This window comes from Psychromonas ossibalaenae ATCC BAA-1528 (assembly GCF_000381745.1).
Taxonomy (GTDB): Bacteria; Pseudomonadota; Gammaproteobacteria; order Enterobacterales; family Psychromonadaceae; genus Psychromonas; species Psychromonas ossibalaenae.
On the sequence record NZ_KB907004.1, the window covers coordinates 21,428 to 47,267 of the forward strand.

Here is a 25,840-nt window from a genome sequence, read left to right on the forward strand (position 1 = left end):
AAATTAAAGCTGATGTAATCGTCTCTAATCACATGACTGAAGAGTTAAAAGATGTTGCTGATAAGGTTTATACTCGTGACCTATTTGGCTAAGATTTAAGGATTAAGTAAAATGAAGTATTTAGTAACCGGTGTAGCTGGTTTTATCGGTAGTGTAGTTGTTGAGCGCTTGGTGGTAGCTGGGCATACTGTTATTGGTATCGACAATGTTAACGATTATTATGATGTTGCTTTGAAAGAAGCGCGTTTGGCTCGCATTGAACATGATAAGTTTACTTTTGTTAAATTGGATTTAGCTGATCGTGGTGGAATGGCAAACCTTTTTAAACAAGAGAAGTTTGATAAAGTTATTCACTTAGCTGCACAAGCTGGCGTTCGTTATTCAATTGATAACCCTATGGCGTATGCGGATAGTAACCTTATTGGTCACCTGAATATTCTTGAAGGTTGTCGCCACAACAAAGTAAAGCACCTTGTTTATGCCTCTTCCAGTTCTGTATATGGATTAAATGAAAAAACACCTTTTTCGACTTCGGATTCAGTTGACCACCCGATATCTTTATACGCGGCAACAAAAAAATCTAATGAGTTAATGGCTCATACCTATTCTCATTTATATGATGTTCCGACTACGGGTTTACGTTTTTTCACTGTGTACGGCCCTTGGGGACGTCCTGATATGGCGTTGTTTAAGTTCACTAAAAAAATCCTAGATGGCGAATCTATTGATGTGTATAACAATGGAGATATGCGCCGAGACTTTACATATATTGATGATATTGTAGAAGGTATTATTAGAATTCAGGATGTTATCCCAACTAAAAATGAAAAATGGAGTTCTGAAACAGGATCTCCTGCTACAAGCTCTGCACCATACTGTATATATAATATTGGTAATGGCAGCCCCGTTAAGTTGATGACTTTTATCGAAGCACTTGAAGAAGCTTTGGGTGTTGAAGCAATGAAAAATTATATGCCAATGCAAGATGGTGACGTTTACCAAACTTATGCAGATACCTCTGATTTGTTTAAAGCGACTAATTACACTCCTAAGGTAAAAGTAAAAGATGGTGTAAAAGCCTTTGTTGATTGGTATAGAGAATTTTATTCATCATGAAAAAAATATTATTTATAGTTAACGTAGACTGGTTTTTTGTTTCTCACCGTTTACCTATTGCCTTAAAAGCGATGGAGGAAGGTTATGATGTTCATCTCGCCTGCAGTTTTACCGATAAAAGACAGGAGTTAATTCGTTATGGAATTCATACTCATGAGATAAATTTTTCTCGAAGTGGTAATGGATTGTTTAATGAATTGGGTACATTAATAAATGTCAGAAAATTAGTTAAAAGTATTAAACCGGATTTGGTACATTCTATAACTATTAAGCCAGTTATTTATTCTGGTATGGTTATCCGCAGCCTCATTAATAAACCTGCGTTCGTAGCTGCTATCTCTGGGTTGGGTTATGTATTTTCTGCTAATAACTTAAGAGCTAAGCTTACAAAGTTGTTAGTTTCTTTTTTATACCGCTTTGCACTTTCTCACCAGAATAAAACAATTATTTTCCAGAATAATTCCGATGAAAGTATTTTAACTGATGTTGCCAACCTTAATGTATCGCAAAAGGTGTTAATCCGTGGTTCTGGTGCAGATCTAGAACGTTATTCTTTTCATGAAGAACCTGACGATTCCACAATAAAAGTTGTTATGGCGTGTCGCTTATTGAAAGAAAAAGGTGTTTATGAGTTTGTAGGTGCCGCTAAGTTATTACATAAGCAGGAAAAAAATGTAGAGTTCGTGCTTATCGGCTCTCCTGATCCTGAAAACCCTAACTCTGTATCAGTTGCTGAAGTTGAATCTTGGCATAAAGCTGGAGTTATTAATGCGTTAGGCCATCGTAATGATGTCCATCAAATCTTCGCTGACTCCCATATTGTGACTCTCCCTTCTTATTACGGAGAAGGTGTCCCTAAAGTACTGATTGAAGCCGCTGCCTGTGGTCGCCCCGTTGTAACTACAGATAACCCTGGATGTCGTGATGCAGTTATTCCATTGCGAACTGGCATGTTGGTACCGATAAAGAACTCTGAAGCACTGGCTGAGGTAATTCAAAAACTAGTTGAAGACAAAGAACTTCGAATTAATATGGGCTCTAGAGCAAGGGAATTTGCTGAACAAGAGTTTGATATTAAAAGTGTTGTTAATAAGCACATGGATATATATTTATCTTTGTTAAGGGGAAAGTTTGAGCCACTTTAAATCGAAATTATTATTAACAGGAGGAACAGGTTTTCTTGGAACAGCGCTGTTTAATGAACTAAGTAGATTTGAAGTCATTGCTTATGGGCGAAGCAAGCCTAAAAAAATACATTCGAAGTGTTTTATTAAGGGGAATATTGACTCTTTTTGTAAATTTAATAGTGCACTTAAAGGGATCTCTGTAGTTATTCACTGTGCTGCTCGCGTTCATGTAATGAATGATCGTTCATCTAATCCTTTAGAAGAATTCAGAGAAGTGAATACATCCGGTACATTGAATCTTGCGCAGCAAGCCGCAGACGCCGGTGCTAAACGCTTTATCTTTATTAGCTCGATTAAAGTAAATGGAGAATCAACAGAGCTTGAAAACCCATTTAATCCCGATGATGATTTTATACCTACTGATCCTTATGGGTTAAGTAAATATGAAGCAGAAGTTGGTTTACGGAAAATAGCAGGAGAAACGGGGATGGAGGTTGTTATTATTCGCCCTCCGTTAGTTTATGGGCCAGGTGTAAAAGCTAACTTTGCTTCTATGATGAAATGGATTAATAAAGGAGTTCCATTGCCTCTAGGTGGCATCAAAGAGAATAAACGCAGCTTAGTGTCTGTAGATAATTTAGTTGATTTGATAATTACCTGTATTGACCACCCGAATGCGGCAAATCAAACATTTTTAGTTTCAGATGATGACGATGTTTCAACATCGCAATTGTTATCTAATATGGCTGCCGCATTCGAAGTACCAAATAGATTACTGACTATCCCTAGTTTTTGGTTTACTTTTGTTGCAAAATTAATTGGTAAACCAGCAGTATCACAACGGTTATGCGGTTCTTTACAAGTTGATATATCCAAAACAAAAGAGCTGTTAAACTGGAAACCTCCCTATAGTACTGCTGAGTGTATGAAAAAAACAGCAGATGCATTTATTGAAAACAGTAGAAAGTAGTTATGATGATGAACTTTTTTTTTATTAGAACTCTAGATCTTGTGATGGCTTTTTGTGGCCTTGTGGTTACATCCCCAATACTTATAGTCGTGACCGTTATTGGTTATTTTGATACTAAGTCTCCAATTTTCATTCAGGAGCGGGTTGGAAAAAATAAGCGTCCTTTTAAATTAATAAAATTTCGCACAATGTCGGTTGATACTAAATCAGTGGCAAGCCACCTGGCAAGCACTGCATCTATCACTAAGTTCGGTTCATTTTTGCGAAAGTCTAAAATCGATGAATTACCACAATTGATTAATGTATTAAAAGGCGAAATGAGTTTTGTCGGACCTCGCCCTAACTTATTTAATCAAGAAGATTTGATTGTAGAGCGTGACATTCGCGGTGTTTACGATGTGCTTCCAGGTATTACCGGTCTTGCACAGATAAATACTATTGATATGTCTACGCCAAAGCTGCTTGCTGAGACAGATCAAAAAATGATTCAAACATTAACGATTAAAGACTATTTCAAATATATCATTATGACAGCAACAGGCAGTGGTTCTGGTGATCGAGTTGATGGTGGCAAGTAGTTTGACATTTAAGAGAAGATTATGAAAATAGCGATTGCAGGTACAGGGTACGTTGGTCTTTCAAATGCGGTATTGTTAGCACAAAATAATGAAGTTGTTGCCGTTGATATCATTCCTGAAAAAGTGGATTTAATAAACAATCAGCAATCACCAATTGTCGATACTGAGATTGAAGACTTTTTAGTAAATAAGAAGTTAAACCTTGTTGCGACCACAGACAAACAGTTGGCGTATCAAAATGCTGAATACGTGATTATAGCAACCCCGACAGATTATGATCCGCAGACGAACTTTTTTAATACTTCGTCAGTTGAAGCCGTGATCCAGGATGTGATGAATATTAATTCAAATGCGGTGATAGTGATTAAATCTACTGTACCTGTCGGTTATACAAAATCAGTGAAGGAAAAAACGGGGTGTGAAAATATATTATTCTCACCTGAGTTTTTACGTGAAGGGCGTGCATTGTTTGATAACCTATACCCTTCGCGTATTATCGTTGGTGAGCAAAGTAAGCGTGCTGAGGTATTTGCAGCCTTGCTTGTTGAAGGCGCAGAAAAGGAAAATATAGATGTTCTGTTTACTGATTCAACAGAAGCTGAAGCAGTAAAACTTTTTTCTAATACCTACCTTGCTATGCGTGTGGCTTATTTTAATGAGCTGGATTCTTACGCTGAATCACATGAGTTGAATGCCAGCCATATCATCCAAGGTGTCGGCTTAGATCCTCGTATTGGTCGCCATTATAATAACCCTTCATTTGGTTATGGTGGTTACTGCTTACCAAAAGATACAAAACAATTACGTGCAAATTATGTTGATGTTCCAAACTGTATCATTGGTGCAATTGTTGATGCCAATACCACCCGTAAAAACTTTATTGCTGACTCAATTCTCAAACGTAACCCTAAAAAAGTCGGTGTTTATCGATTGATTATGAAGTCCGGTTCAGATAACTTTAGAGCATCGAGTATCCAGGGGATTATGAAGCGTATCAAAGCTAAAGGGATTGAGGTCGTGATTTATGAACCTGTGTTAGAAGAAGATAAGTTCTTCCACTCTCGTGTGATCAAAGATCTTAATGAGTTTAAAGCCGAAGCGGATGTGATTGTTTCAAATCGTATGGCTGAAGAATTAGCAGATGTAGTCGATAAAGTTTATACTCGTGACTTATTTGGTGCTGATTAATAGTTAACCAGCTTGAATGGCTGCTAGTGTAGTTTCTGGAAAATTCGACAGCCACTCACGTTATCTAGTTTTTATTATGATATATTCCAATTTCCATAAGCCTTACACTAGGTGCGAGGCTTTCTTGTTTTATTCTGTTTATGCAGGGCTCCATGCTGTTAATTGATTCCATTTTATCAACACCGCGCATCTATAAACGTTTTATTAGCATTATTGTTGATACGGTTTTTATCTGCGCTGCTTTTTTTACCTCTTTTTATACGCGTTTGTCTGATGTAAGTTTTCTCGCGCATAATGAATACCGCTTGTTATTAACAGTACTTTTGATCTGCACACTTTTATTGTTTACAAGAGTTGGCCTTTATAGAGCTATATTACGTTATTTAAGTGTACATGCATTATTGACCATTATTGCGAGCTGCTTTGCATCTGCTTTACTGTTTGTCATTTTTGGTTATTTTGCAGATGTATTTGTTCCTCGCTCTGTGCCTATTATTTATGCCACTTATCTTATTCTACTTTGTGGAGGGGCGCGTTTATTTGTACGAGTGATTGTTTCTCAGCAGAATAATAAATACAAAGAACGGGTGATTATTTATGGTGCTGGTGACTCCGGGCGCCAGTTGGTCAATTTACTGCGTCAGGGAAATGAGTTCCACCCTGTTGCATTTATTGATGATGAGAAAAAACTGTTTAAAAGTGTTGTTAACGGCCTGACTGTTTTTAATAGCAAAAACTTAAGCTGTTTAGTTTCTAAAACGCGAGCCGCTAAAATATTGTTAGCTATGCCTAGTGCCACTCGTGCACAGCGTAAAGCAATTATCGACTCTCTTATTGATTTACCTATTGAAGTGAAATCAATCCCTAACTTTGATGAAATTTTAAACGGTTCAGCAGCAATTGATCAACTGCGTGATGTACCTATTGATGATCTATTAGGGCGAGACAGTGTTCCTGCTCGGGCTGAATTACTTGATGCAAATATTAAAAATAAAGTAGTTATGGTAACCGGGGCCGGTGGCTCGATTGGTTCAGAACTTTGCCGGCAGATTGTTCGACAACAACCTAGGGCACTGATCTTATTTGAGCTTTCGGAATTTGCTTTATATCAGATAGAAAAAGAGCTTTCTGAGTTTGTTTGTATACAAGATTTAGATGTGAAAATTATTCCTTTATTAGGCTCAGTACAGCGTTTAACGCGATTAAAAGCGGTGTTAAAAAGTTTTAAAGTACAGACGCTTTATCATGCCGCTGCATACAAACATGTCCCCTTAGTTGAGTACAATGTCGTTGAGGGAGTGCGTAATAATGTATTTGGTACTTATTACACTGCGTTAGCTGCAATTGAAGCTGAAGTTGAGTCGTTTGTTCTAATCTCTACTGATAAAGCGGTACGCCCTACTAATGTAATGGGGACTACTAAGCGCATGGCTGAATTAACACTGCAGTCTTTAGCCGCTGAAAATAATAAAACACGTTTCTGTATGGTGCGCTTTGGCAATGTTTTAGGCTCATCTGGGTCGGTTATTCCGTTGTTTAAACGACAGATAGCTGAAGGCGATCATGTCACCATTACCCACCCTGATATTATCCGTTATTTTATGACCATACCCGAAGCTGCTCAATTAGTTATCCAGGCCGGTGCAATGGGAGTTGGTGGTGATGTATTTGTGCTTGATATGGGGGAGCCGGTTAGAATTGTTGATTTGGCCAAAAACCTTATTAAATTATCCGGTTTAGAAGTGAAATCGGAAGATAACCCGCACGGCGATATTGCAATTAAATATACCGGTTTACGTCCCGGCGAGAAATTATTTGAAGAGCTGTTAATTGGTGACAATGTCGGAAAAACTGCTCATGAACGTATTATGACCGCGAACGAAAGTTATTTACCCTATTCTGAATATGAAGTTATTTTAAATAAGCTTGATAAAGCCTGTCATGAATTTGATCATGAAACGATTCGTAAAATATTACTGGAAGTACCTGCCGGGTTTAACCCGACCGATGAGATTGGTGATTTAGTCTGGAAAGCAACTCACTGTTAAGTTAAAAATTGAATATTAGGAACAGCTATGACCATTTTAGTTACAGGCGGTGCGGGATACATTGGCTCGCACACTGTTTTGGAGTTATTAGAAGCGGGGCAGGAGGTTGTCATTGTCGACAACCTTTGTAATTCATCGCAGGAGTCTTTGAAGCGAGTAGCTGAGATCACCGGTAAAACGTGTGCTTTTTATCAGGGAGATATTTTAGATAAAAGCTTCCTGGATTCAGTTTTTACTAAGCATGAGATTCAGAGTGTTATTCATTTTGCAGGTCTAAAAGCGGTTGGTGAGTCAGTTGCTAAACCTGTTTCTTATTATCAGAACAATGTTCAGGGCACCTTAACTTTATTAGAGGCGATGGCGGATGCCGGCGTATTTAATTTAGTATTCAGTTCTTCTGCAACGGTTTACGGCGATCCGGCCAGTTTACCTATCCGTGAAGACTTTCCGGTCGGCGGCACAACTAACCCGTATGGTACATCGAAGCTGATGGTAGAGATGGTACTGCAGGATGTTGCCAAATCGGATCCGCGCTGGTCATTTGCCATCCTTCGTTATTTCAATCCAGTTGGCGCGCATATATCAGGTTTGATCGGCGAAGATCCAAACGGAATTCCAAATAATTTACTGCCGTATATTGCACAGGTGGCGGTGGGTAAATTAAAAGCACTTGCTGTTTTTGGTGATGATTATGATACTAAAGATGGTACAGGCGTTCGTGATTATATTCATGTTGTTGATTTAGCGCTTGGGCACTTAAAAGCATTAGATAAAATAACGGCTTCAACAGGTGTTCATATTTACAATCTTGGTACGGGTAATGGTTACTCGGTACTTGAGATGCTAAAAGCATTTGAACTGGCGAGCGGCAAAGAGATTGCTTATAAGATATCTCCTCGACGTGAAGGGGATATTGCCGCCTGTTATGCTGCTCCTGAGAAAGCCTCTATTGAGCTGCATTGGCAGGCTCAGGGTGGTTTAGCTGAGATGATGCAGGATACCTGGCGCTGGCAGTCGAATAACCCTAATGGTTATACTGACTGATAAAAACCTATTAGCTTATTTAAACTATCAAAAGCCGCTTTACAGCGGTTTTTTGTTTTTGCCGCAATGTATTATCCGCCTTTACGAATCAGGTAACGGTAGGGTACATTTTCAATATCAGACTCCAGCAGAGTATGGTCCATAAATCGACAAAAACTGGGTATATCACGTGTTGTGGCCGGATCGTCTGCGATGACGGCTAACAGCTCACCCGGCTGCATTTTTCTAACTGTTTTTCGAATCATCATAACAGGCTCCGGGCAGCGTAAACCTAACGTATCTAATTCCTGGGTGTTTTCTTCACTCATTGTAACTCTCTGCTATATCTAATCTGTTTTAAGTCGTAAATGCTCTAAAGGCGATACTCAAAGCTTACTAGACTTATTTAATATAAAGCGATCATATTGCAAGGAGGCCTTATGTTACAAGCTGAACATCGAATTTATATTTATCTTTGTATCGTCATTGCTTTGCTTGTTATTCCTATTCTGCCTTTTGTTTATATCACTTCCAGTGCCTGGCCGATGGCATTGTTAATGTCATCTCTGGCATTGTGGATGGAACTAGGTGAACGGAATAAGCCTAGATCTTAACTCTATATAAAGAAAAAAGACTTAAACCTGTAACAGATTTAAGTCTTTTTAGCTGTTGCTTATGATTCAGATCTTATTAACCCGTATTACGTAGTCCAGCTGCAATACCTGCAATTGTCACCATTAATGCCTGATCGATAACCGGACAGATTTCATCACCATTTTTGCGCGAACGGGAAAGAAGCTCTGCCTGCAGCATATTAAGCGGATCAACGTAAGGGTTACGCAGCGAAATAGACTCTTTAATCCAAGGCTGTTCCTGCATTAATTTATGCTCTGGAATAGTCTCAAGAACTGTTTCACGCGTTAATACTAAATTCTCACGTAAGCGCTCACCTAGCGGCCATAGCTCTTTAGGGACAAGGCGTTCTTCATAAAAACGAGTCAGCTCTTCATCTGCTTTCAAAAATACCATTTCAAACATTTCTAAACGTGTATGGAAGAAAGGCCAGTTACAGTACATCTCCTGCAGCAGCTCTTTTTTACCTTCATCTAATAATGTTTTCAGAGAAGTACCTGCCCCTAACCATGCCGGCAGCATTAAACGGTTCTGGCTCCAGGCAAAGATCCACGGAATTGCACGTAAACTCTCAACACCGCCGTTAGGTTTACGTTTTGCAGGACGGCTGCCTAGTGCCAGTTTACCTAATTCCAGCTCAGGTGTTACGCTGCGGAAATAAGGAACAAATTCCGGCTCTTCCTGGATGAAATGACGGTACTCCTGACAAGACTGCTCAGCAAACTGTTCCATCAAATCACGCCACTCCTGTTTAGGCGCTGGCGGTGGAAGAAGGTTGGCTTCTAAAATAGCGGCTGTATAAAGGTTTAAGCTTTGCACTGCAACTTTAGGAAGACCGAATTTAAAGCGGATCATTTCACCCTGCTCAGTAACACGCAGTCCGCCTTTAAGCGATCCAGGAGGCTGTGATAATAATGCCTGGTGAGCCGGAGCACCGCCACGGCCGATTGTGCCGCCGCGTCCGTGGAATAAGACCAGTTTTATATCATTTACTTCGCTGAGTTTAACCAGGGCTTCCTGCGCAGTATATTGTGCCCAGTTAGCCGCCATTACGCCGGCATCTTTAGCTGAGTCAGAATAACCGATCATGACATGCTGCTCGCCATTAATGTAGCCGCGGTACCAGTCAACGGCAAACAGACGCTCTATAACTTCAGCCGCATTATTTAAATCATCTAAAGTTTCAAATAATGGGGCAACAGGGATCCGGAAAGGACAGCCTGTTTCTTTTAATAAAAGCTGCACTGATAATACATCGGATGCCTGGCGAGCCATTGAGATGATGTAGATGCCTAATGCATCAGGATCTGTTTGTGCAACTACTTTACAAGTATCTAATACTTCTTGAACTTCAGCAGACGGTTCCCAAGATGCGGGAATAAGCGGGCGTTTACTGTTTAATTCCTGCAGCAGGAATGCCTGTTTATCTGCTTCATTCCAGGCATTGTAATCGCCAAGTCCCAGATAACGGGTTAATTCAGACAGCGCATCACCATGGCGCTCACCGTCTTGACGGATATCAAGTTTTACCAGGTTGATACCAAAACAGGCCAGACGGCGCAGGATATCTAAAATCAGTCCGTTTGCAATGGAGTGCATACCCATAGCTTTGAGTGACTGATAACATAATTCAAGCGGCTGTTTCAGCTGTTCGGTGCGGGTGATCAGGTCCTGTGCATTACTATGCTGTCCTTGTAATGTCGCACTCAGTGAAGCCAGTGTTTCTTTTAACTCTTCACGTAATTTACGTAAAACAGCGCGGTACGGTTCATCGGTCTGATCACCTACAACTGCACGTAGAGTTGGATCGCAGTTGTCCATCGACAACTCTTTAGTCAGTAGTTCAATATCCCGCAGGTATAAATCTACAGCGACCCAGCGGCTGGTTAATAGTACTTCCTGAGTCACTTTTGCGGTAACAAAAGGGTTACCGTCACGGTCGCCGCCCATCCACGAGGTGAATTTAATTGGGGATGCATCAAGTGGAAGTGATAAGCCTAAGTCATCTTGTAGTTTCTGATCAAGCTCACGAACATATTGCGGAACAGCTTCCCATAAACTGTTCTCAATAACAGCAAAGCCGCCTTTCGCTTCATCCACCGGAGTTGGGCGTTTTTTACGAATATCATTCGTATGCCAGGCTTGAGTGATTAACTGTTCAAGGCGAACCAGCAGTTGATCTCGCTCTTTTTCAGATGTATCGCTAATTTCAAGCAGACTTAAACAGTCATTAATGGCGATGTGTTTGTGAATAAGTGTACGACGCGTTACTTCAGTTGGATGAGCTGTAAGCACCATATCCATCTGTAGTTCATTAACCGCCTGCTGCATTGTTTCTTGAGAAAGATCTGCTTTTTTTAACTTATCAATCAGCTGGTTCATCGGGTCTGGTGAGCAGACGCCGCTGTCGCAATGCCGGGAAATGCCGTGAAACTGTTCGGCGATATTTGCTAAGTTTAAGAAATGCGTAAATGCACGCGCCACCGGCAGTAGTTCATCATCGGAAAGATTAGCTAATACTTCAACGAGTGTGCTGCCGTCATCCTGATTACCGGCCCGTGAAGATTTAGATAGTTGACGGATAGATTCTATTTTATCCAGAAAATCTTTGCCTAAATGTTCACCAATACTTTTACCTAGTAATTGACCTAATAAACCAACGTTACTACGCAAATTTGCATATTGTTCTGTCATATAAACCCCATGAATTCTGTAATAAAATTACACTTTAAAAATAAAACTAGTTAAATAACCTACCACAAAAGATTGTATAGTCAATGTACTATCACATAAGTTTTGCTTTCATTTGATTTGAAAGGGGGGGCGTGTAATTAAATTACATATTGGTGAGTGGTTGATTTTTTACTGAGCTAAGCTGCGGCCCGCTTTATAACTGTTAAAGGCTATGAGCATCTCTTTCATAGCCTTTACTGCATGCACAGTGCTCCTAGATATTAAACGGTGCAGTAATGTGTAATTAACTTTTTAATCACTTCCTTGGTAGGTTTAACAAAGGACAGATCTAAGTATTCGTTAGGCTGATGAGCCTGGGCGATATGTCCAGGGCCTAATACTATGGTGTCACAGCCTAGCTCTTGTATAAAAGGTGCTTCAGTACAATAGTTGGCACTTTGCGCCTGATTACCGGTATAGATTTGTGTTTTCTCAATCAGGTCTGAATGCATCGGGCATTGATATGAAGGGATAGGCTCATGTAAATGGTATATCTCTAGGCAGTTAGGGTAGCGCTTCTCGATTTCTGTCAATGCATCTTTTAGAGTAATAAACAGTTCATTGGTGCTGACCCCTGGAATAGGGCGCATATCAATATGCAGGTCACAGCAGCCGCAGATCCGGTTTGGACTGTCACCGCCGCTGATCGCCCCGAAATTCAGTGTTGGATAGGGAACCTCGAAATGTTTGTTGGAATATTTATCCTTAAACTGCTGTTGTACTTTTTTTAATTCCCCAATCACTAGGTGCATTATCTCAATGGCGTTAATGCCTTTATCGGGATCTGAACTGTGCCCGCTTCGTCCGGTAATACGAATTGCTTCAGACATATGACCTTTGTGCATTACCACCGGTACCATGCCCGTCGGCTCTCCAATCACTGCATAATCAGGTTTGATACTTTTTTGCGTCGCAATATCCTGTGCACCGGACATCGTTGTTTCTTCATCTGCAGTTGCTAATATGCGCAGTGGTTTATCTAACTTAGTTAAATCGAGTGTTTTTAATACTTCAATTACAAAAGCAAAAAAGCCTTTCATATCAATAGTACCTAATCCGTATAGACGATTGTCTTTTTCAGTCACTTTAAACGGGTCGCTTAACCACTTACCTTCATCATAGGGCACGGTATCGGTATGTCCTGCAAGCAGCAGGCCGCCGTCACCCTGACCTAAACTAGCAATTAAATTATATTTACCCGGAGCACTGCTGACTTCTTTAATTTCACAGTCGAAATCCAGTTCTTCTAACCATGAAGCCAGCTGGTTAATGACTTGTAAGTTGCTTTGATCCCACGACGGGTCGGTGGAGCTGATTGATGGAATGGCAATTAGATCTTTATATAAGTTGATAAAATCAGGTAGTGACATGAGACCCCTTTAATAAGCAAATTAATATTGATAAAAATGATAGTACACTTAATAGCAGGAAAGGGTAGCTGCAATAAGAAAAAGCCCTATGAAGGTGATAACCGCACTTAAGGCTTTTTTAGGATAGGTGCAGTGCTTTATACGGTGAAACTGCTCACTTCTTTACTGAGTTTATTGGCCTGCAGTGCCAGTTCATCACTCATCTGTTCATTTTGATGAGCAGACTCTCCAGATTTCTCGGCCACATCGCGTATTGATACTACATGGCGGTTAACTTCCGATGCCACTACACTTTGCTCCTGAATCGCAGCTGCGATGGTGGTCGTCATATCCATTATATCGACGATATCGCGGTTAATCTCCTCCAGCATCTGTCCTGCCTGGCCTGCCTGTTCGGCGCTTTCCCTGCCTTCATTGCGGCAGTCCGTCATTAGGCAGACAATACTTTTAGTTCTTGTCTGCAGCGAGCTGATAATGTTTTCAATCTCCTTGGTAGATGATTGTGTGCGACTTGCCAGAGTACGAACTTCATCAGCAACAACCGCAAAACCGCGTCCTTGTTCACCGGCTCGAGCTGCTTCAATAGCCGCATTTAATGCCAGTAAATTTGTCTGTTCCGCGATACCACGAATAACATCAAGTACCGTACCGATTGTTTCACTGTCTCTGGCAAGGTCATTTACCACATCTTCAGATTCAATTAATTTATCCGACAATAAACGGATCTGCTCAATGGTGGTTTCAACGCCGAGTTTACCTTTTCCTGCATTGAGGTTGGTCTGTTGCGCTTTATCTGCGGTATCTGTGGTATTGCCGGCAATCTCTTCAATGGTTGCTACCATTTCAGTAACTGCGGTGGCAACCATATCTGTTTCCTGCATTTGTGATTCAACACCTAAATTAGCCTGGTGTATATTAGAGGCGAGAATGCCGGTTGCCTGGCTTACATTCGCGGCTGACTGCTTTACTGATAAGATCAGGCTGTGAAAGTTTGCAATCATGCCGTTAAAGGATTTTGCCATTTCGGCTAATTCATCATTATTTTTAGTGGGAACAACAATGGTTAAATCATTGCTTCGTGCAATTTCAACCATTGAATTTTTAATATGTGAAATACCGTTCATAATATTACGGCTGACGATTGAGCCGATAACAATAGATAAGATAAGTGCACCGGCAAAAAGGATATAGGTCACTTTGCTGATAGACTGTACATAATCTGTAATTGCCTGGTCTGTACTGCTGACTAGTGTGCCCTGGGTTTCAATTACCTTTGCCGCACTGTCAAATAATGCTTTACGCAGGCCGCTGTGTGCATCGTAACCTAGTACTTTCTGCTCTTGTGCAAGTGCCTGGAAGGCTTTCTGGTAGTTATTTAGAGAATAGTTGATGCTTGTTTTTTGGCTAAGGCTTAAACTGCTTGTCTTAATGCCGGCTGCGAATTTTTTGAATAGCCTTTCAAATTTTCTAATGTGCTTGCGGTCATTCTCCATCAGAAAGTCTTTTTCATAACGGCGTAACTGCAGTGTCTGGCTTAATGCTTCAAAGTCATCAGTGCCTATGACGCGTTCAACCTGACGAACGGCCGCAGTTAATTTTCCGTATAATCCGTCCCGAGTGTTTAATCCGATACGTTTTTGTGAGTCGACCAGGTTAGAAAAATGCTGACGATACTCGTTAAGAGCTGCGGATAATACCGGAATTTCTGCCGCAGGAATATTCATCTGTTCAAGAGTCAGGGCAACGCTGTCGAGCTGTTCGGCTAATTGCTGTGCTTCGCTGTTAAAATGTTCAACATGTATTACTTTTTTCCGGCTTATAAAGTCCTTTTCATAGTGCCTTAGCTGCAGAATACCTGATTCGATAGCGCCAATATCCTGTGCCAATGTGATATCTTTTTTCAAAGAGGATGATGAAAAGTTAAGCAGGAGCAGCATTGTCAGCATAGCGACAATAGAAATAAGGGTGTTCGCAATTAATTTATGTTTTATCAGCATGATAATGTACCTAAGTCCTTTATTTACATTAAGAGTGGTGATGTCAATAAATACTCTCTGACACTTTTCAGGCTATAAACTAGCAGAGAACAAGAAGCTTGGCGCGAGATTTTAAAAAACAGTTGTGATTATTTGCGGTGCGTAGAAACTATGTGATTATTGTTGTGAGAGGCAGGCAATAATCACAATGAACAGTTGAATTTTATTTGTTTTTAGTGCAAATAAAGTTTTCGGCAGGTTGACGTATTTACAGTGAAAACGTCGGTTTTATCAATAATAAGGGGATGGCTGGAATGCCTTAAACTGCTGTGATGCATTTAAGGCATAGCGCGATTCAATAAAGTTAAATTGTAAATGTGCTGATTTCTTTAGTTAATACCGTTGCCTGTTGTGATAACTCTTCGCTCATTTGTTCATTTTGGGATGCAGAGTCACTGGCTGCCTCCGCTACGTCGCGGATGGATACAACGTGGCGGTTAACTTCTGATGCCACTGCACTCTGTTCTTGAATCGCAGTCGCGATGGCATTGGTCATGTCCATAATACTGACTACATCATTATTAATCTCTTCCAGCATTTGTCCCGCTTCCCCTGCCTGAACGGCACTTTCCTGCCCTTCATTACGGCACTCGGTCATTAGCTGCACTATGTTGGTGGTCCTGCTTTGTAATGAACTAATAATGTTTTCAATCTCTTTGGTGGACTCCTGGGTGCGGCTGGCAAGTGTTCTTACCTCATCGGCAACGACGGCAAACCCTCTACCCTGTTCGCCAGCCCGGGCTGCTTCAATGGCTGCGTTAAGTGCCAGTAAATTGGTCTGTTCAGCAATACCGCGAATAACGTCAAGTACGGTACCTATGGTAACGCTGTCCTCTGCAAGTTTATTCACAACCGATTCTGATTCGCTTAATTTGTCAGACAGCACACCAATCTGAGCTATGGTGGCATCAACACCAACCTTGCCTTTACCGGCATTTGTATTGGTCTGTTGTGCTTTATCGGCCGTATCTGTGGTATTGCTGGCAATCTCTTCAATGGTGGAAACCATTTCTGTCACTGCCGTGGCAACCATATCAGTTTCCTGCATCTGCGAGTCAACGCCTTCATTGGCCTGGATAATATTTTGCGCCAGTGTATCCGTTGCCTGATTGACACTGCCGACAGACTGATTAACGGAGATGATCAAATGCTGAAAATTAGAAATCATATGATTGAAGGCGTTTGCCATAACGGCTAATTCATCATTTGTTTTCGAGTTGACGCTGATGGTTAAATTATTGGTATCAGCCACTTCCTGCATAGAGTCTTTAATCAGTGTAATTGCACTTAAAATACTTCGCCCGAGAAACCAGCCGATGATTGTGGATAGGATTAGTGCAATGCTAAAAACGGCATAGGTTAGTTTATTAATAGAGCTTACATATTCAACAACCGCTTCATTGGTTTTACTGACCAGGCTGTTTAATACAGCATCAACTTGATGAACACTTGCACGCATTTTTTTCTGCAGTCCTTCATTGGAATTGTAGCCTAATATTTTCTGCTCTTTGACCAGGGCTAAAAATGCATTTTGATAAACTTCTAGTGCGTTATTAATGATTGTTTTTTGTGTGTCGGGTAAATAACCGCGGCGAATGACATTTTTTAATTTTTTAAAGTTACCTTGAAATTTAGTGACGTACTTGTCATCAATGCGGAGCATATAATCTTTTTCATTGCGTCTTAGGGTGAGCATCAGGCTTAATGCCTGAAAATCATCTTCGCCGATGGCCTGTTCAGCGCTGTGTACTGCCTGCCTTAACCTCCCGTAAAAACCGCTTTTAGGATCAAAGCCGATACGTTTTTGGGTATCAACCACATTCGTAAAGTGGGTCTGATATTCGCCTAGAATATTGTGCAGCTTTAAGGCTTCTGCATTAGAAATACCCAGAGCAGTTAAGTTATTTGTTAAGTGGCTGAGCTCATCGTTTAAAACGGCAATACCTTCATTAAAACGATCTAAATATTTACTGTCTTTACGGGCTAAAAAATCTTTTTCATGCCGCCGCAGCTGCAGTGTATTAGATTCGATTTTACCGATACCTTGTGCGAGAGTAATGTCTTTCTGTAGTGAAGAAGACGAGTAGTTGATCAGCAGTAACATGACCAGCATGCTTAATATGGAGACTGTAACGTTAATAATTAACTTGTGTTTAATAAGCATCTGTTTCGTCCTTGCGGTTATAAACAAGTAAAAAGACTTTACATTCCGTCTTATCGTCAAGTGTATGAAGCAATTAGCGGGGGAGCCAGCATCGGTCTAACAAAAAGATGTCAAATTATAGGGCGTGATATGCTTGAGTTAAGCGCCGGAAGATGAATTTACAAGCGTATTCTACAGTGCAGATATGATCTGCTCACATTTCTAAAAGCTTGTCAGGTAAGGTTAATTAAAAATGCTGATATTCAATATGGAATGATTCATACTCACTTATCAACAACATCAGAATGGTGCTGAAATTCTTAATGCTGAACGACTTAATGATTAAAGTTAGGCTGGTTGAGTTAATGCAGGAATGGAATTAAATGGAATGATTGATTTAGAAGATATAATCACTAAGCAAAGGATCTTAGTCGTGGATGACTGTCCTGAAAATATTCAGGTGCTGGATGAAATTTTAGAGCCTTATTATCAGGTTGATATTGCACATAATTGTTCGCAGGCACTTAAAAATGCATGTGCAGCAGATAAACCCGATATGATTTTATTGAAAACCAGCCTGCCTGATATCGATGGTTATAGGATCTGCAGGCAGCTTAAAAGCATGCCGGAGACATCGCAAATTCCTGTTATTTTTGTCAGCACGACAAGAAATGTGGAAGATGAAAGACAGGGTTTTTCATTGGGTGCCGTTGACTACATTACTACACCTTTAAGCCTGCCGATTGTTTTAGCTCGTGTGAGCGCGCACCTGAAACTCGCAGATCAAAAGTCACATTTAATGACTCTGGTGAAAGAAAGAAGCAGTGCGTTAAGTCATACTCGTATGGAAATTCTGCAGACCCTAGGCCGGGCTGCTGAATTTAAAGATAATGAGACGGGCATGCATGTTATCCGTATCAGCTGGTACAGCCGTTTTCTGGCCAAACGCTTCACAGGAAATAATGCCTGGTCGGAACTGCTTTTTAATGCTGCTCCTATGCATGATATTGGAAAAATTGCTATTCCCGATAAAGTATTATTAAAGCCCGGCAGGTTAGATAAGTATGAATGGGAGGTAATGAAAAAACATGTTGATTTCGGGGTGCAGATTCTTGGTGATCATGAATCTGATTTACTACAGATGGCGGTAGAAGTGATCCAGAATCATCATGAAAAGTGGGATGGAACAGGTTATCCGGCCGGGCTAAGTGGTGAAAATATCCCGCTAAGTGCACGTATTGTCGCAATTGCTGATGTGTTTGATGCACTGACTAGTGAACGGCCCCATAAAAAAGCCTGGTCCATTGAAAAAAGCATCGCATTGATTGAAAGTGAATCGGGAAAGCATTTTGATCCGCAGCTGGTGCCTTTGTTTGTGGCCTGTTTACCTAAAGTGCGGCAGATAAAAGAGCAGTACCAAGATGAATGACAGTTTCCTTAAAATGATTCGCTAGTAATAAGCGCATTATTTAATCACAAATGGATGCCATTGCTGTATTTTTCAGCTCAAATGAAAAAAGTTTGAAATAGTTATGCACTAATCTTGCATAAAAACCCACTCAAAGATAAAGTGGTGTCCTAAGCATTAATCTCTCTCTTTAGCGGCTGTTATTGAGAGCATAATCATTCTATTAGACTATTAATCGAAACAGGAACTTCTTATGTTAAAAGCCATTATTGTGGGCGCTAGCGGTTATACCGGCGCAGAATTAGCACATTTTTTAACACGTCACCCAGAGATTGAACTGGCGGGCTTATATGTTTCGCAAGGTAGTTTAGATAAAGGTAAAAAATTGTCTGCGCTGTACGGTAATTTATTAGGTGTGGTGGATCTGCCGCTGCAGCCTTTAGGTAATGAAGATATTGCAGACGCATGTGCAGGTATCGATATTGTTATTCTGGCCACGGCGCATGAAGTGAGTCACAATTTGGCTCCTCTGTTTCTTGCCCAAAATACTGTGGTGTTTGATCTCTCCGGTGCATTCCGTGTTCAGTCTGCTGGTTTTTATGAGCAGTTTTATGGATTCACTCACCAGTATCCTGAACTGCTAGATAAAGCGGTTTACGGTTTAGCAGAGTGGAATTTTGAAGCGGTTAAAAACACCGACTTAATTGCCGTCCCCGGTTGTTATACAACGGCTTCGTTAACGGCATTAAAGCCGTTAGCACAGGCTGGGTTAATTAAAGAAAGCACTAAGCCGACTATTAATGCAACCAGCGGTGTAAGTGGTGCAGGGCGTAAAGCAAATGTTGCAAGCAGTTTCTGTGAAGTAAGCCTGCAGCCTTATGGGGTTTTTACTCATAGACACAAACCGGAAATTGATCAACATTTAGGAATGCCTGTGGTATTTACCCCGCATTTGGGTAGTTTCAAGCGTGGTATTTTAGCGAGCATTAATGTGCAGTTAAAGGAAAGCGTGACAGCTGAGCAGGTTAAACAGGCTTACCAGGATGCTTATGCAGATAAATCGATCGTGCGTTTAATGGCTGACGGCAGTTACCCTGCACTTAAAAATGTTGTTGGTACCCCTTATTGTGATTTAGGCTGGGCGGTTGACGGTCAGGACATGGTTGTTTTCAGTGCCATCGATAACTTGTTAAAAGGTGCGTCTTCTCAGGCAATGCAGTGTATTAATCTACGTTTTGGTTTTGCTGTCACTACTTCACTTTTATAAGCAGGATTTTTTAGAAAATGACACAGACAATATTAAAGCACGATTTACTTAAACCCCTGCTGATCAAGCTTGGCGGTGCAGTACTTGAAAACGAGCAGGCATTAAGCAATCTGTTTTCAGCATTAACCGCATACCTTGAAAAGCAAAAGCGCCCATTGTTATTAGTACATGGCGGTGGCGTGATTGTGGAAGATGTTTTAAATAAAATGAATATCGTCAGCGAGAAAAAAGACGGGTTACGTATTACACCTTTCGAACAGATCCCCTATGTAGCGGGAGCGCTGGCAGGTACGTCAAATAAACTGTTAATGGCGAAAGCACTGCAGGCCGGTCTTTCCGCTGTCGGTTTATCACTGGCAGACGGTTTCAGCTGCAGTGTTACTCAACTTGATCCGGAACTGGGCGCCGTGGGTGTTTGTTCTGCGAATAACCCTTTATTAATCAACGGCCTGTTGTCTGGTGGCTTTCTCCCGGTAATTTCATCTATCGGTATTGGAGAAGATGCGCGTTTGTATAATGTTAATGCGGATCAGGCGGCTGTTACTATTTGCGAGCTGGTGGATGCTGAGCTGGTTTTTCTTTCTGATGTTGACGGTGTATGGGATGCACAGAAGCAGGTTATTCCTGAATTGAATACACAGTTAGCTGATACACTGATTGCACAGAATGTCATCAGTGACGGTATGGCTGTAAAAGTAAAAGCTGCACTGCAGGCTGCTGATTCATTAGGTTATGTCATGTTGGCAAGCTGGAAAAGTCCAGAGAAATTAGTATCACTGCTTGCCGGTCATGCAGTGGGCACAAAAGTAGTTAAATAGTTATTTAAAGCACGTATTTACGTAGAGAGTTGAATATGAAAAATTTACTGACAGGTATGGAAATGACTCAGCAGCAGGCGTTAGATCTGATTGCACTGGGTAAAGATTTAAAAGCGAATCCGGCTAAATATGCACAAGAGTTAGCGGGTAAAAGTGTTGTTACACTATTCGAGAAACAGTCATTACGCACGCGTGTCACTTTTGATATTGGTGTGAATAAACTTGGCGGTCATGTCGTATACCTGGATCAGGCAAATGGTGCAATGGGAAGTCGTGAAGATGTTAAAGATTTCGCCGCGAATATTTCCCGCTGGGCAGATTGTATTGTTGCGCGTGTTTATGATCATAAAACACTGCTTGAAATGCAGCAGTATTCAAGTGTGCCTGTTATTAACTCATTATGTGATCTTTACCATCCCTGTCAGGCAATGGCTGACTTTTTAACTATTTCACAGCAGTATGATGATGTTTCTAAAGTAAAATTAGCTTATATTGGTGATGGTAATAATGTCACTCACTCACTGTTTATTGCCGGCGCAATTTTAGGGGCAACGGTGACAGCGGTTTGCCCTATCGGTCATAGCCCGGATGCGCAGGTTATGAAAGCGGCAGAAGCGATTGCCGCTGAAAACGGCGGTAGTATCAGCGTCACTAACAATATTGAAGATATTAAAGGTTATGATGTGGTTTACGGGGATACCTGGCTGTCAATGGGAGATGATACGCCGCTTGAGCAGATTAAAGCCAAATTTATGCCCTATCAGATTAACCAGGAATTATTAGATTTAACTGGTATTAAACATGTACTACATTGCCAGCCTGCACATCGCGGCTTGGACATCACCTCTGAGGTGATGGATGGTCCTGCTTCGTTAATTTTTGACCAGGCAGAAAATAGAATGCACATTCAAAATGCTATCATGCTGACATTGATGAAAGGAAAATAATCAAATGACTAAAGTAAAAAAAGTTGTACTCGCTTATTCTGGCGGCTTAGACACTTCTGCAATCATTCCATGGTTAAAAGAAACTTACGATGATTGTGAAATTGTAGCTTTCTGTGCCGATGTTGGTCAGGGCGAAGAAGAGCTGGTGGGACTGCACGAGAAAGCTATTGCTTCTGGTGCTTCAGAATGTCACATTGTGGATCTTAAAGAAGAGTTTGTTAAAGATTATATCTACCCGACAATTGCTGCCGGTGCGGTTTATGAAGGCACTTATTTATTAGGTACTTCAATGGCTCGTCCGATCATCGCTAAAGCACAGGTTGAAGTTGCGCTTAAAGTCGGTGCTGATGCAGTTTGCCACGGTTGTACTGGTAAAGGTAATGATCAGATCCGTTTTGAAAGCTGCTTTGCCGCACTTGCTCCGGAGCTGCAGGTTATTGCTCCATGGCGTGAGTGGGACATGGTTTCGCGTGAAGATCTGCTGGATTACCTGGCTGAGCGTAATATTGAAACAACAGCAAGTGCGACAAAAATTTATAGTCGTGATGCAAATGCATGGCATATCTCTCACGAAGGCGGTGAGTTAGAAGATCCGAATAACGAGCCGAGCAAAGGAGTTTGGACATTAACGGTTGATCCGCTTGATGCGCCGAATGAGCCTGAATATTTAACGCTTAAAGTTGAAAACGCACGTGTTGTAGCGGTAGACGGTGTTGAGCTTTCTCCATATGATGCATTAATGCTGCTTAATGAAAAAGCGGCTAAACATGGTGTTGGCCGTGTTGATATTACAGAAAACCGTACAGTGGGCATGAAGTCTCGCGGTTGTTATGAAACTCCCGGCGGTACTGTTATGGTAACAGCTCTGCGTGGTATTGATGAACTAGTACATGACAAGCCGTCTCGCCGCTGGCGTGATCAAGTGGGTCAGGAATTTGCTCACTTAGTTTATGACGGCCGCTGGTTCACGCCGCTTTGTGGTTCTTTATTAGCGGCTTCTGAGTCTCTTGCTCAAGATGCAAACGGCGAAGTCGTTGTGCGCCTATATAAAGGTCAAGCAGTTGCGGTTAAGAAACAGTCACCAAACAGCCTTTACTCTGAAGAGTTTGCGACATTTGGTGATGACAATGTTTATGATCAGAAACATGCAGAAGGATTTATTCGTTTATATTCACTTTCAAGCCGTATCCGTACGCTGAACAGTAAATAAGCGAAGCAGACAGTCGTCATACAATTCCTGTCCGGCTTGGTCGTCGGACAGGAATTTCTATTTATATACGCTTTAGTTTTAGAGTGAATATAAATAGACCTTGTTTAAAACAAGAAACTAACTACTAGAAACAAGCGACGGAGCATTAACATGGCATTATGGGGCGGACGTTTTAGTCAGGCGGCAGACGTAAAATTTAAACAGTTCAATGATTCATTAAAATTCGATTACCGTCTTGCAGAGCAGGACATTATTGGTTCAATTGCTTGGTCTCAAGCATTACAAACGGTTGATGTTTTAACGCAGGACGAACAAAAATATTTAGAAGCTGCATTAAATGAGTTACTAGCTTCAGTACAGGCAAATCCGCAGCAGGTCTTACAGTCTGATGCAGAAGATATTCATTCCTGGGTGGAAACGCAGCTTATTCAGCGTGTTGGTGATTTAGGTAAAAAACTGCATACGGGCCGAAGCCGTAATGACCAGGTAGCGACGGATTTAAAACTATGGTGTAAAAAAACGGCACAGGATCTGATTGTTCATCTGGATAATTTAGAAGCTAAGTTAATTGAACTTGCCCGTATTCACCAGGCAGTTGTGCTTCCTGGATATACGCATTTACAGCGTGCGCAGCCGGTGACGTTTTCACACTGGTGTTTAGCTTATTTAGAAATGTTAGAACGGGATCATAGCCGCTTGGAAGGCTGCCTTGAACGTTTAAATACCTGTCCGCTTGGAAGCGGTGCACTGGCCGGTACTGCATACGCCATGGACAGAACCGCATTAGCGCACTCTTTAGGTTTTGCCCGGGCAACGCGTAACAGTTTGGATTCCGTATCAGATAGAGATCATGTTGTTGAATTGATGAGTTGTGCAACGCTTTCTATGGTGCATCTATCGCGTATGGCTGAAGATCTAATTTTCTATAATAGTGGTGAATCTGCCTTTATCGAAATGTCTGACCTGGTGACTTCTGGTTCATCGCTAATGCCGCAGAAGAAAAATCCGGATGCGATGGAGCTTATTCGTGGCAAATCTGGCCGTGTATTTGGATCACTAGCGGGAATGTTAATGACACTGAAAGCATTGCCGCTTGCTTACAATAAAGATATGCAGGAAGACAAAGAAGGCTTATTTGACGCATTAGATACGTGGGGCGATTGTCTTGAAATGGCTTCCATGGCGCTGACGGATCTTAAAGTTAATGAGAAGCGTACTAAAGAAGCGGCGCAGGGCGGTTATTCAAATGCAACTGAACTTGCAGATTACTTAGTCGCGAAAGGCATTCCTTTCCGTGAAGCTCACCATATCGTTGGTATTGCAGTTGTTGTGGCGATTGAAAAAGGTGTGCCGCTGGAAGAGTTGACGGTTGCTCAGTTTAAAGAATTCTCTGATGTGATTGAAGATGATGTTTATCCGGTATTAACGCTGGAAGCGACATTAGCTGCGCGTAAAGCACAAGGTGGTGTTTCGCCGGAGCAGATCGAATATGCACTATCAGAAGCAGAGCAGCGTTTAGCAGATCGGGATACTTCAGGCCTTATTATTCGTACCGCACGTTTGACAGATTTAGAGCGTGTTGAATCAATGGTCAACCATTGGGCTGTTAAAGGCGAAAACCTGCCTAGAGATAAATCTGATTTAGCACAATCAGTCGGAGAGTTTGCTGTCACTGAATGTGAAGGGCAGGTAACAGGTTGTGGTTCATTATATATTTACGATACTGGTCTTGCTGAAATTCGTTCGTTAGGTGTTGAACCGGGCTTTGAACGCCGTGGCCAAGGTAGTGCGCTGGTGGAATTGTTAGTTAAACGTGCAGAGAAGTTAGCGATTAAGCGTGTCTTTGTATTAACACGCATGCCGGAGTTCTTTATGAAACTAGGCTTCAGCCCGACGAGTAAGTCCATGATGCCGGAAAAAGTAATGAAAGACTGTGCTATGTGCATACGTCAACATGCGTGTGATGAAGTGGCTTTAGAGTTTCATATCAGCAGCAGTACCTTAATTCATAAAGAAACTATTTAGAATAAGTTCTTCAATATTAAGAAGTGGGGCTCCTGCTATATAGTAGAAGCTCCATTTTTATATCTGTCAGTAGCTTTCAGTATTACTTGCTCTCTGCTTCTTCTATATATTCATTCTTAAGTTTTACATAATGACAGGCAGAGCGCTTGAGAAAGGCAAACTCTTGTTCGGTTAGTTTTCTGGCTGCTTTAGCAGGGGACCCCACATAAAGGTAACCTGATGGTAAATGTTTGTTGGGAGGAACTAATGCCCCGGCTGCTAAAATAACATCATCATCGATACGGGCATTATCCAATACAATAGCGCCCATCCCGATCAAAACCCGATCGCCGATTTGGCAGGCATGAAGCATCGCCTTATGACCCACGGTTACATCTTCACCAATATGTAGAGAATATCCCTCAATGCTTGCTTCGCCTTTACGAGCGACATGTAAAACACTGCCGTCCTGAATGTTAGTGCGTTTACCTACCTTTATATGGTTAACGTCTCCGCGTAAAACACACATGGGCCAAATACTGACATCATCAGCTAATTCAACATCACCAATAAGAGAAGAAAAAGGGTCGATATAGACAGAATCCCCGATTTTAGGAAAAGTATCCCTATAAGCACGTAAGACAGGAAGCATAGAAACCTCATTATTAAGAAAGAAAGGCAACTATACGATAAGAATGTGTGGATAACAAAAGCAAAGTTGTGGATAACTTGTTTGCAAAACAGGTATAAAAATTAATTGCAAAAATAAGCCGTTTTTGTGCAATAAACACTTGCCAATGATCGCGCAATCCCTATAATGCGACCCCACAGACACGGGATGCAGCGCAGGCTAATCACCAAGTCTTAGAATGAAAGAGGTTTGCTTTTAAAGTTAAAATAAACCGTTGACATTGTTCGCTGGTGACGTAATATACGCACCTCGCCGAAAGGCACGCTCTTTAACAATTTAATCAAACAATCTGTGTGGACATTCATTGTTGATGTGATTTCAAAAAAAATCAAAGTAACTTTTCACTTCGTGAAAGAGTTACATTATCAATAGAATGACACACGAATTAATTCATTAATTCAGAATAACAAATCACTTCGGTGATTAGTTTTAGTCAGTAATATTGAGCTAGGTTCTCTTTTTCTTACGAAAAAGAAACCGCATTAAACTTTAAATTGAAGAGTTTGATCATGGCTCAGATTGAACGCTGG

General features: G+C 41.2%; 20 protein-coding genes. 14 read left to right on the plus strand and 6 right to left on the minus strand.

Annotated elements, in window-relative coordinates; all coding sequences use genetic code 11:
• Positions 1-111 precede the first annotated feature (111 nt).
• The 7 genes from G327_RS0116530 (at position 112) to galE (ending at position 8,071) form a co-directional block, all read left to right on the plus strand.
• Complete coding sequence (locus G327_RS0116530; RefSeq protein WP_019615914.1) at positions 112-1,116, plus strand: NAD-dependent epimerase; 1,005 nt, start codon at positions 112-114, stop codon at positions 1,114-1,116.
• A complete protein-coding gene (locus G327_RS0116535) occupies positions 1,113-2,261 on the plus strand; it encodes a glycosyltransferase family 4 protein (protein ID WP_019615915.1) in 1,149 nt (382 codons plus the stop codon). Before G327_RS0116530 ends, G327_RS0116535 begins: the two co-directional genes overlap by 4 nt.
• Positions 2,248-3,213, plus strand: coding sequence for a UDP-glucose 4-epimerase family protein (locus G327_RS0116540; protein ID WP_019615916.1), 966 nt, complete (start codon positions 2,248-2,250; stop codon positions 3,211-3,213). The genes G327_RS0116535 and G327_RS0116540 overlap by 14 nt, the downstream gene beginning before the upstream one ends.
• An 8-nt stretch (positions 3,214-3,221) precedes the next feature.
• Positions 3,222-3,791: a sugar transferase gene (locus tag G327_RS0116545; RefSeq protein WP_026339410.1), complete on the plus strand. Its 570-nt coding sequence runs from the start codon at positions 3,222-3,224 to the stop codon at positions 3,789-3,791.
• Between the two features lie 21 nt (positions 3,792-3,812).
• Positions 3,813-4,979 (plus strand): nucleotide sugar dehydrogenase, encoded by a 1,167-nt coding sequence (locus tag G327_RS0116550; RefSeq protein WP_019615918.1) that lies wholly within the window; start codon positions 3,813-3,815, stop codon positions 4,977-4,979.
• A 152-nt stretch (positions 4,980-5,131) separates the two neighbouring features.
• Entirely contained in the window at positions 5,132-7,027 is a 1,896-nt protein-coding gene (locus tag G327_RS0116555; RefSeq protein WP_019615919.1) for a nucleoside-diphosphate sugar epimerase/dehydratase, read from the plus strand.
• Positions 7,028-7,054: 27 nt separating this feature from the next.
• Positions 7,055-8,071, plus strand: coding sequence for a UDP-glucose 4-epimerase GalE (gene galE / locus G327_RS0116560; protein WP_019615920.1), 1,017 nt, complete (start codon positions 7,055-7,057; stop codon positions 8,069-8,071).
• 71 nt (positions 8,072-8,142) lie between these two features.
• On the opposite strand, the gene tusA is transcribed toward galE, so the two are convergent.
• A complete protein-coding gene (gene tusA / locus G327_RS0116565; protein WP_019615921.1) occupies positions 8,143-8,379 on the minus strand; it encodes a sulfurtransferase TusA in 237 nt (78 codons plus the stop codon).
• A gap of 111 nt (positions 8,380-8,490) precedes the next feature.
• Between tusA and G327_RS26910 the strand changes: the two genes are divergently transcribed.
• Positions 8,491-8,664 carry a hypothetical protein gene (locus G327_RS26910; protein ID WP_019615922.1) on the plus strand — a complete coding sequence of 58 codons (174 nt, stop codon included), beginning with the start codon at positions 8,491-8,493 and terminating at the stop codon, positions 8,662-8,664.
• Between the two features lie 76 nt (positions 8,665-8,740).
• Here G327_RS26910 and ppc read toward each other — a convergent pair whose 3' ends face one another.
• From ppc to G327_RS0116590, 4 genes are all read right to left on the minus strand, one after another.
• Positions 8,741-11,377, minus strand: coding sequence for a phosphoenolpyruvate carboxylase (gene ppc, locus G327_RS0116575; protein ID WP_019615923.1), 2,637 nt, complete (start codon positions 11,375-11,377; stop codon positions 8,741-8,743).
• Between the two features lie 260 nt (positions 11,378-11,637).
• Positions 11,638-12,786 carry an acetylornithine deacetylase gene (gene argE, locus G327_RS0116580; protein ID WP_019615924.1) on the minus strand — a complete coding sequence of 383 codons (1,149 nt, stop codon included), beginning with the start codon at positions 12,784-12,786 and terminating at the stop codon, positions 11,638-11,640.
• Between the two features lie 137 nt (positions 12,787-12,923).
• A complete protein-coding gene (locus G327_RS0116585; protein WP_019615925.1) occupies positions 12,924-14,783 on the minus strand; it encodes a methyl-accepting chemotaxis protein in 1,860 nt (619 codons plus the stop codon).
• A gap of 343 nt (positions 14,784-15,126) precedes the next feature.
• Positions 15,127-16,986, minus strand: coding sequence for a methyl-accepting chemotaxis protein (locus tag G327_RS0116590; protein WP_019615926.1), 1,860 nt, complete (start codon positions 16,984-16,986; stop codon positions 15,127-15,129).
• A 367-nt stretch (positions 16,987-17,353) separates the two neighbouring features.
• Here G327_RS0116590 and G327_RS0116595 point away from each other — a divergent pair, with 367 nt between their 5' ends.
• From G327_RS0116595 to argH, 6 genes are all read left to right on the plus strand, one after another.
• A complete protein-coding gene (locus tag G327_RS0116595; RefSeq protein WP_019615927.1) occupies positions 17,354-18,394 on the plus strand; it encodes an HD domain-containing phosphohydrolase in 1,041 nt (346 codons plus the stop codon).
• 232 nt (positions 18,395-18,626) lie between these two features.
• Positions 18,627-19,640, plus strand: a complete 1,014-nt coding sequence (argC, locus tag G327_RS0116600) for an N-acetyl-gamma-glutamyl-phosphate reductase (RefSeq protein WP_019615928.1) — start codon at positions 18,627-18,629, stop codon at positions 19,638-19,640.
• A 17-nt stretch (positions 19,641-19,657) separates the two neighbouring features.
• Complete coding sequence (gene argB, locus G327_RS0116605; RefSeq protein WP_019615929.1) at positions 19,658-20,458, plus strand: acetylglutamate kinase; 801 nt, start codon at positions 19,658-19,660, stop codon at positions 20,456-20,458.
• Positions 20,459-20,493: 35 nt separating this feature from the next.
• On the plus strand, positions 20,494-21,405 hold the full coding sequence (locus G327_RS0116610; RefSeq protein WP_019615930.1) for an ornithine carbamoyltransferase: 912 nt from the start codon (positions 20,494-20,496) through the stop codon (positions 21,403-21,405).
• Positions 21,406-21,409: 4 nt separating this feature from the next.
• Positions 21,410-22,615, plus strand: a complete 1,206-nt coding sequence (locus G327_RS0116615) for an argininosuccinate synthase (protein ID WP_019615931.1) — start codon at positions 21,410-21,412, stop codon at positions 22,613-22,615.
• Positions 22,616-22,765: 150 nt separating this feature from the next.
• Positions 22,766-24,640 carry an argininosuccinate lyase gene (argH, locus tag G327_RS0116620; protein ID WP_019615932.1) on the plus strand — a complete coding sequence of 625 codons (1,875 nt, stop codon included), beginning with the start codon at positions 22,766-22,768 and terminating at the stop codon, positions 24,638-24,640.
• 82 nt (positions 24,641-24,722) lie between these two features.
• Here argH and G327_RS0116625 read toward each other — a convergent pair whose 3' ends face one another.
• On the minus strand, positions 24,723-25,271 hold the full coding sequence (locus G327_RS0116625) for a gamma carbonic anhydrase family protein (RefSeq protein WP_019615933.1): 549 nt from the start codon (positions 25,269-25,271) through the stop codon (positions 24,723-24,725).
• Between the last annotated feature and the right edge of the window lie 569 nt (positions 25,272-25,840).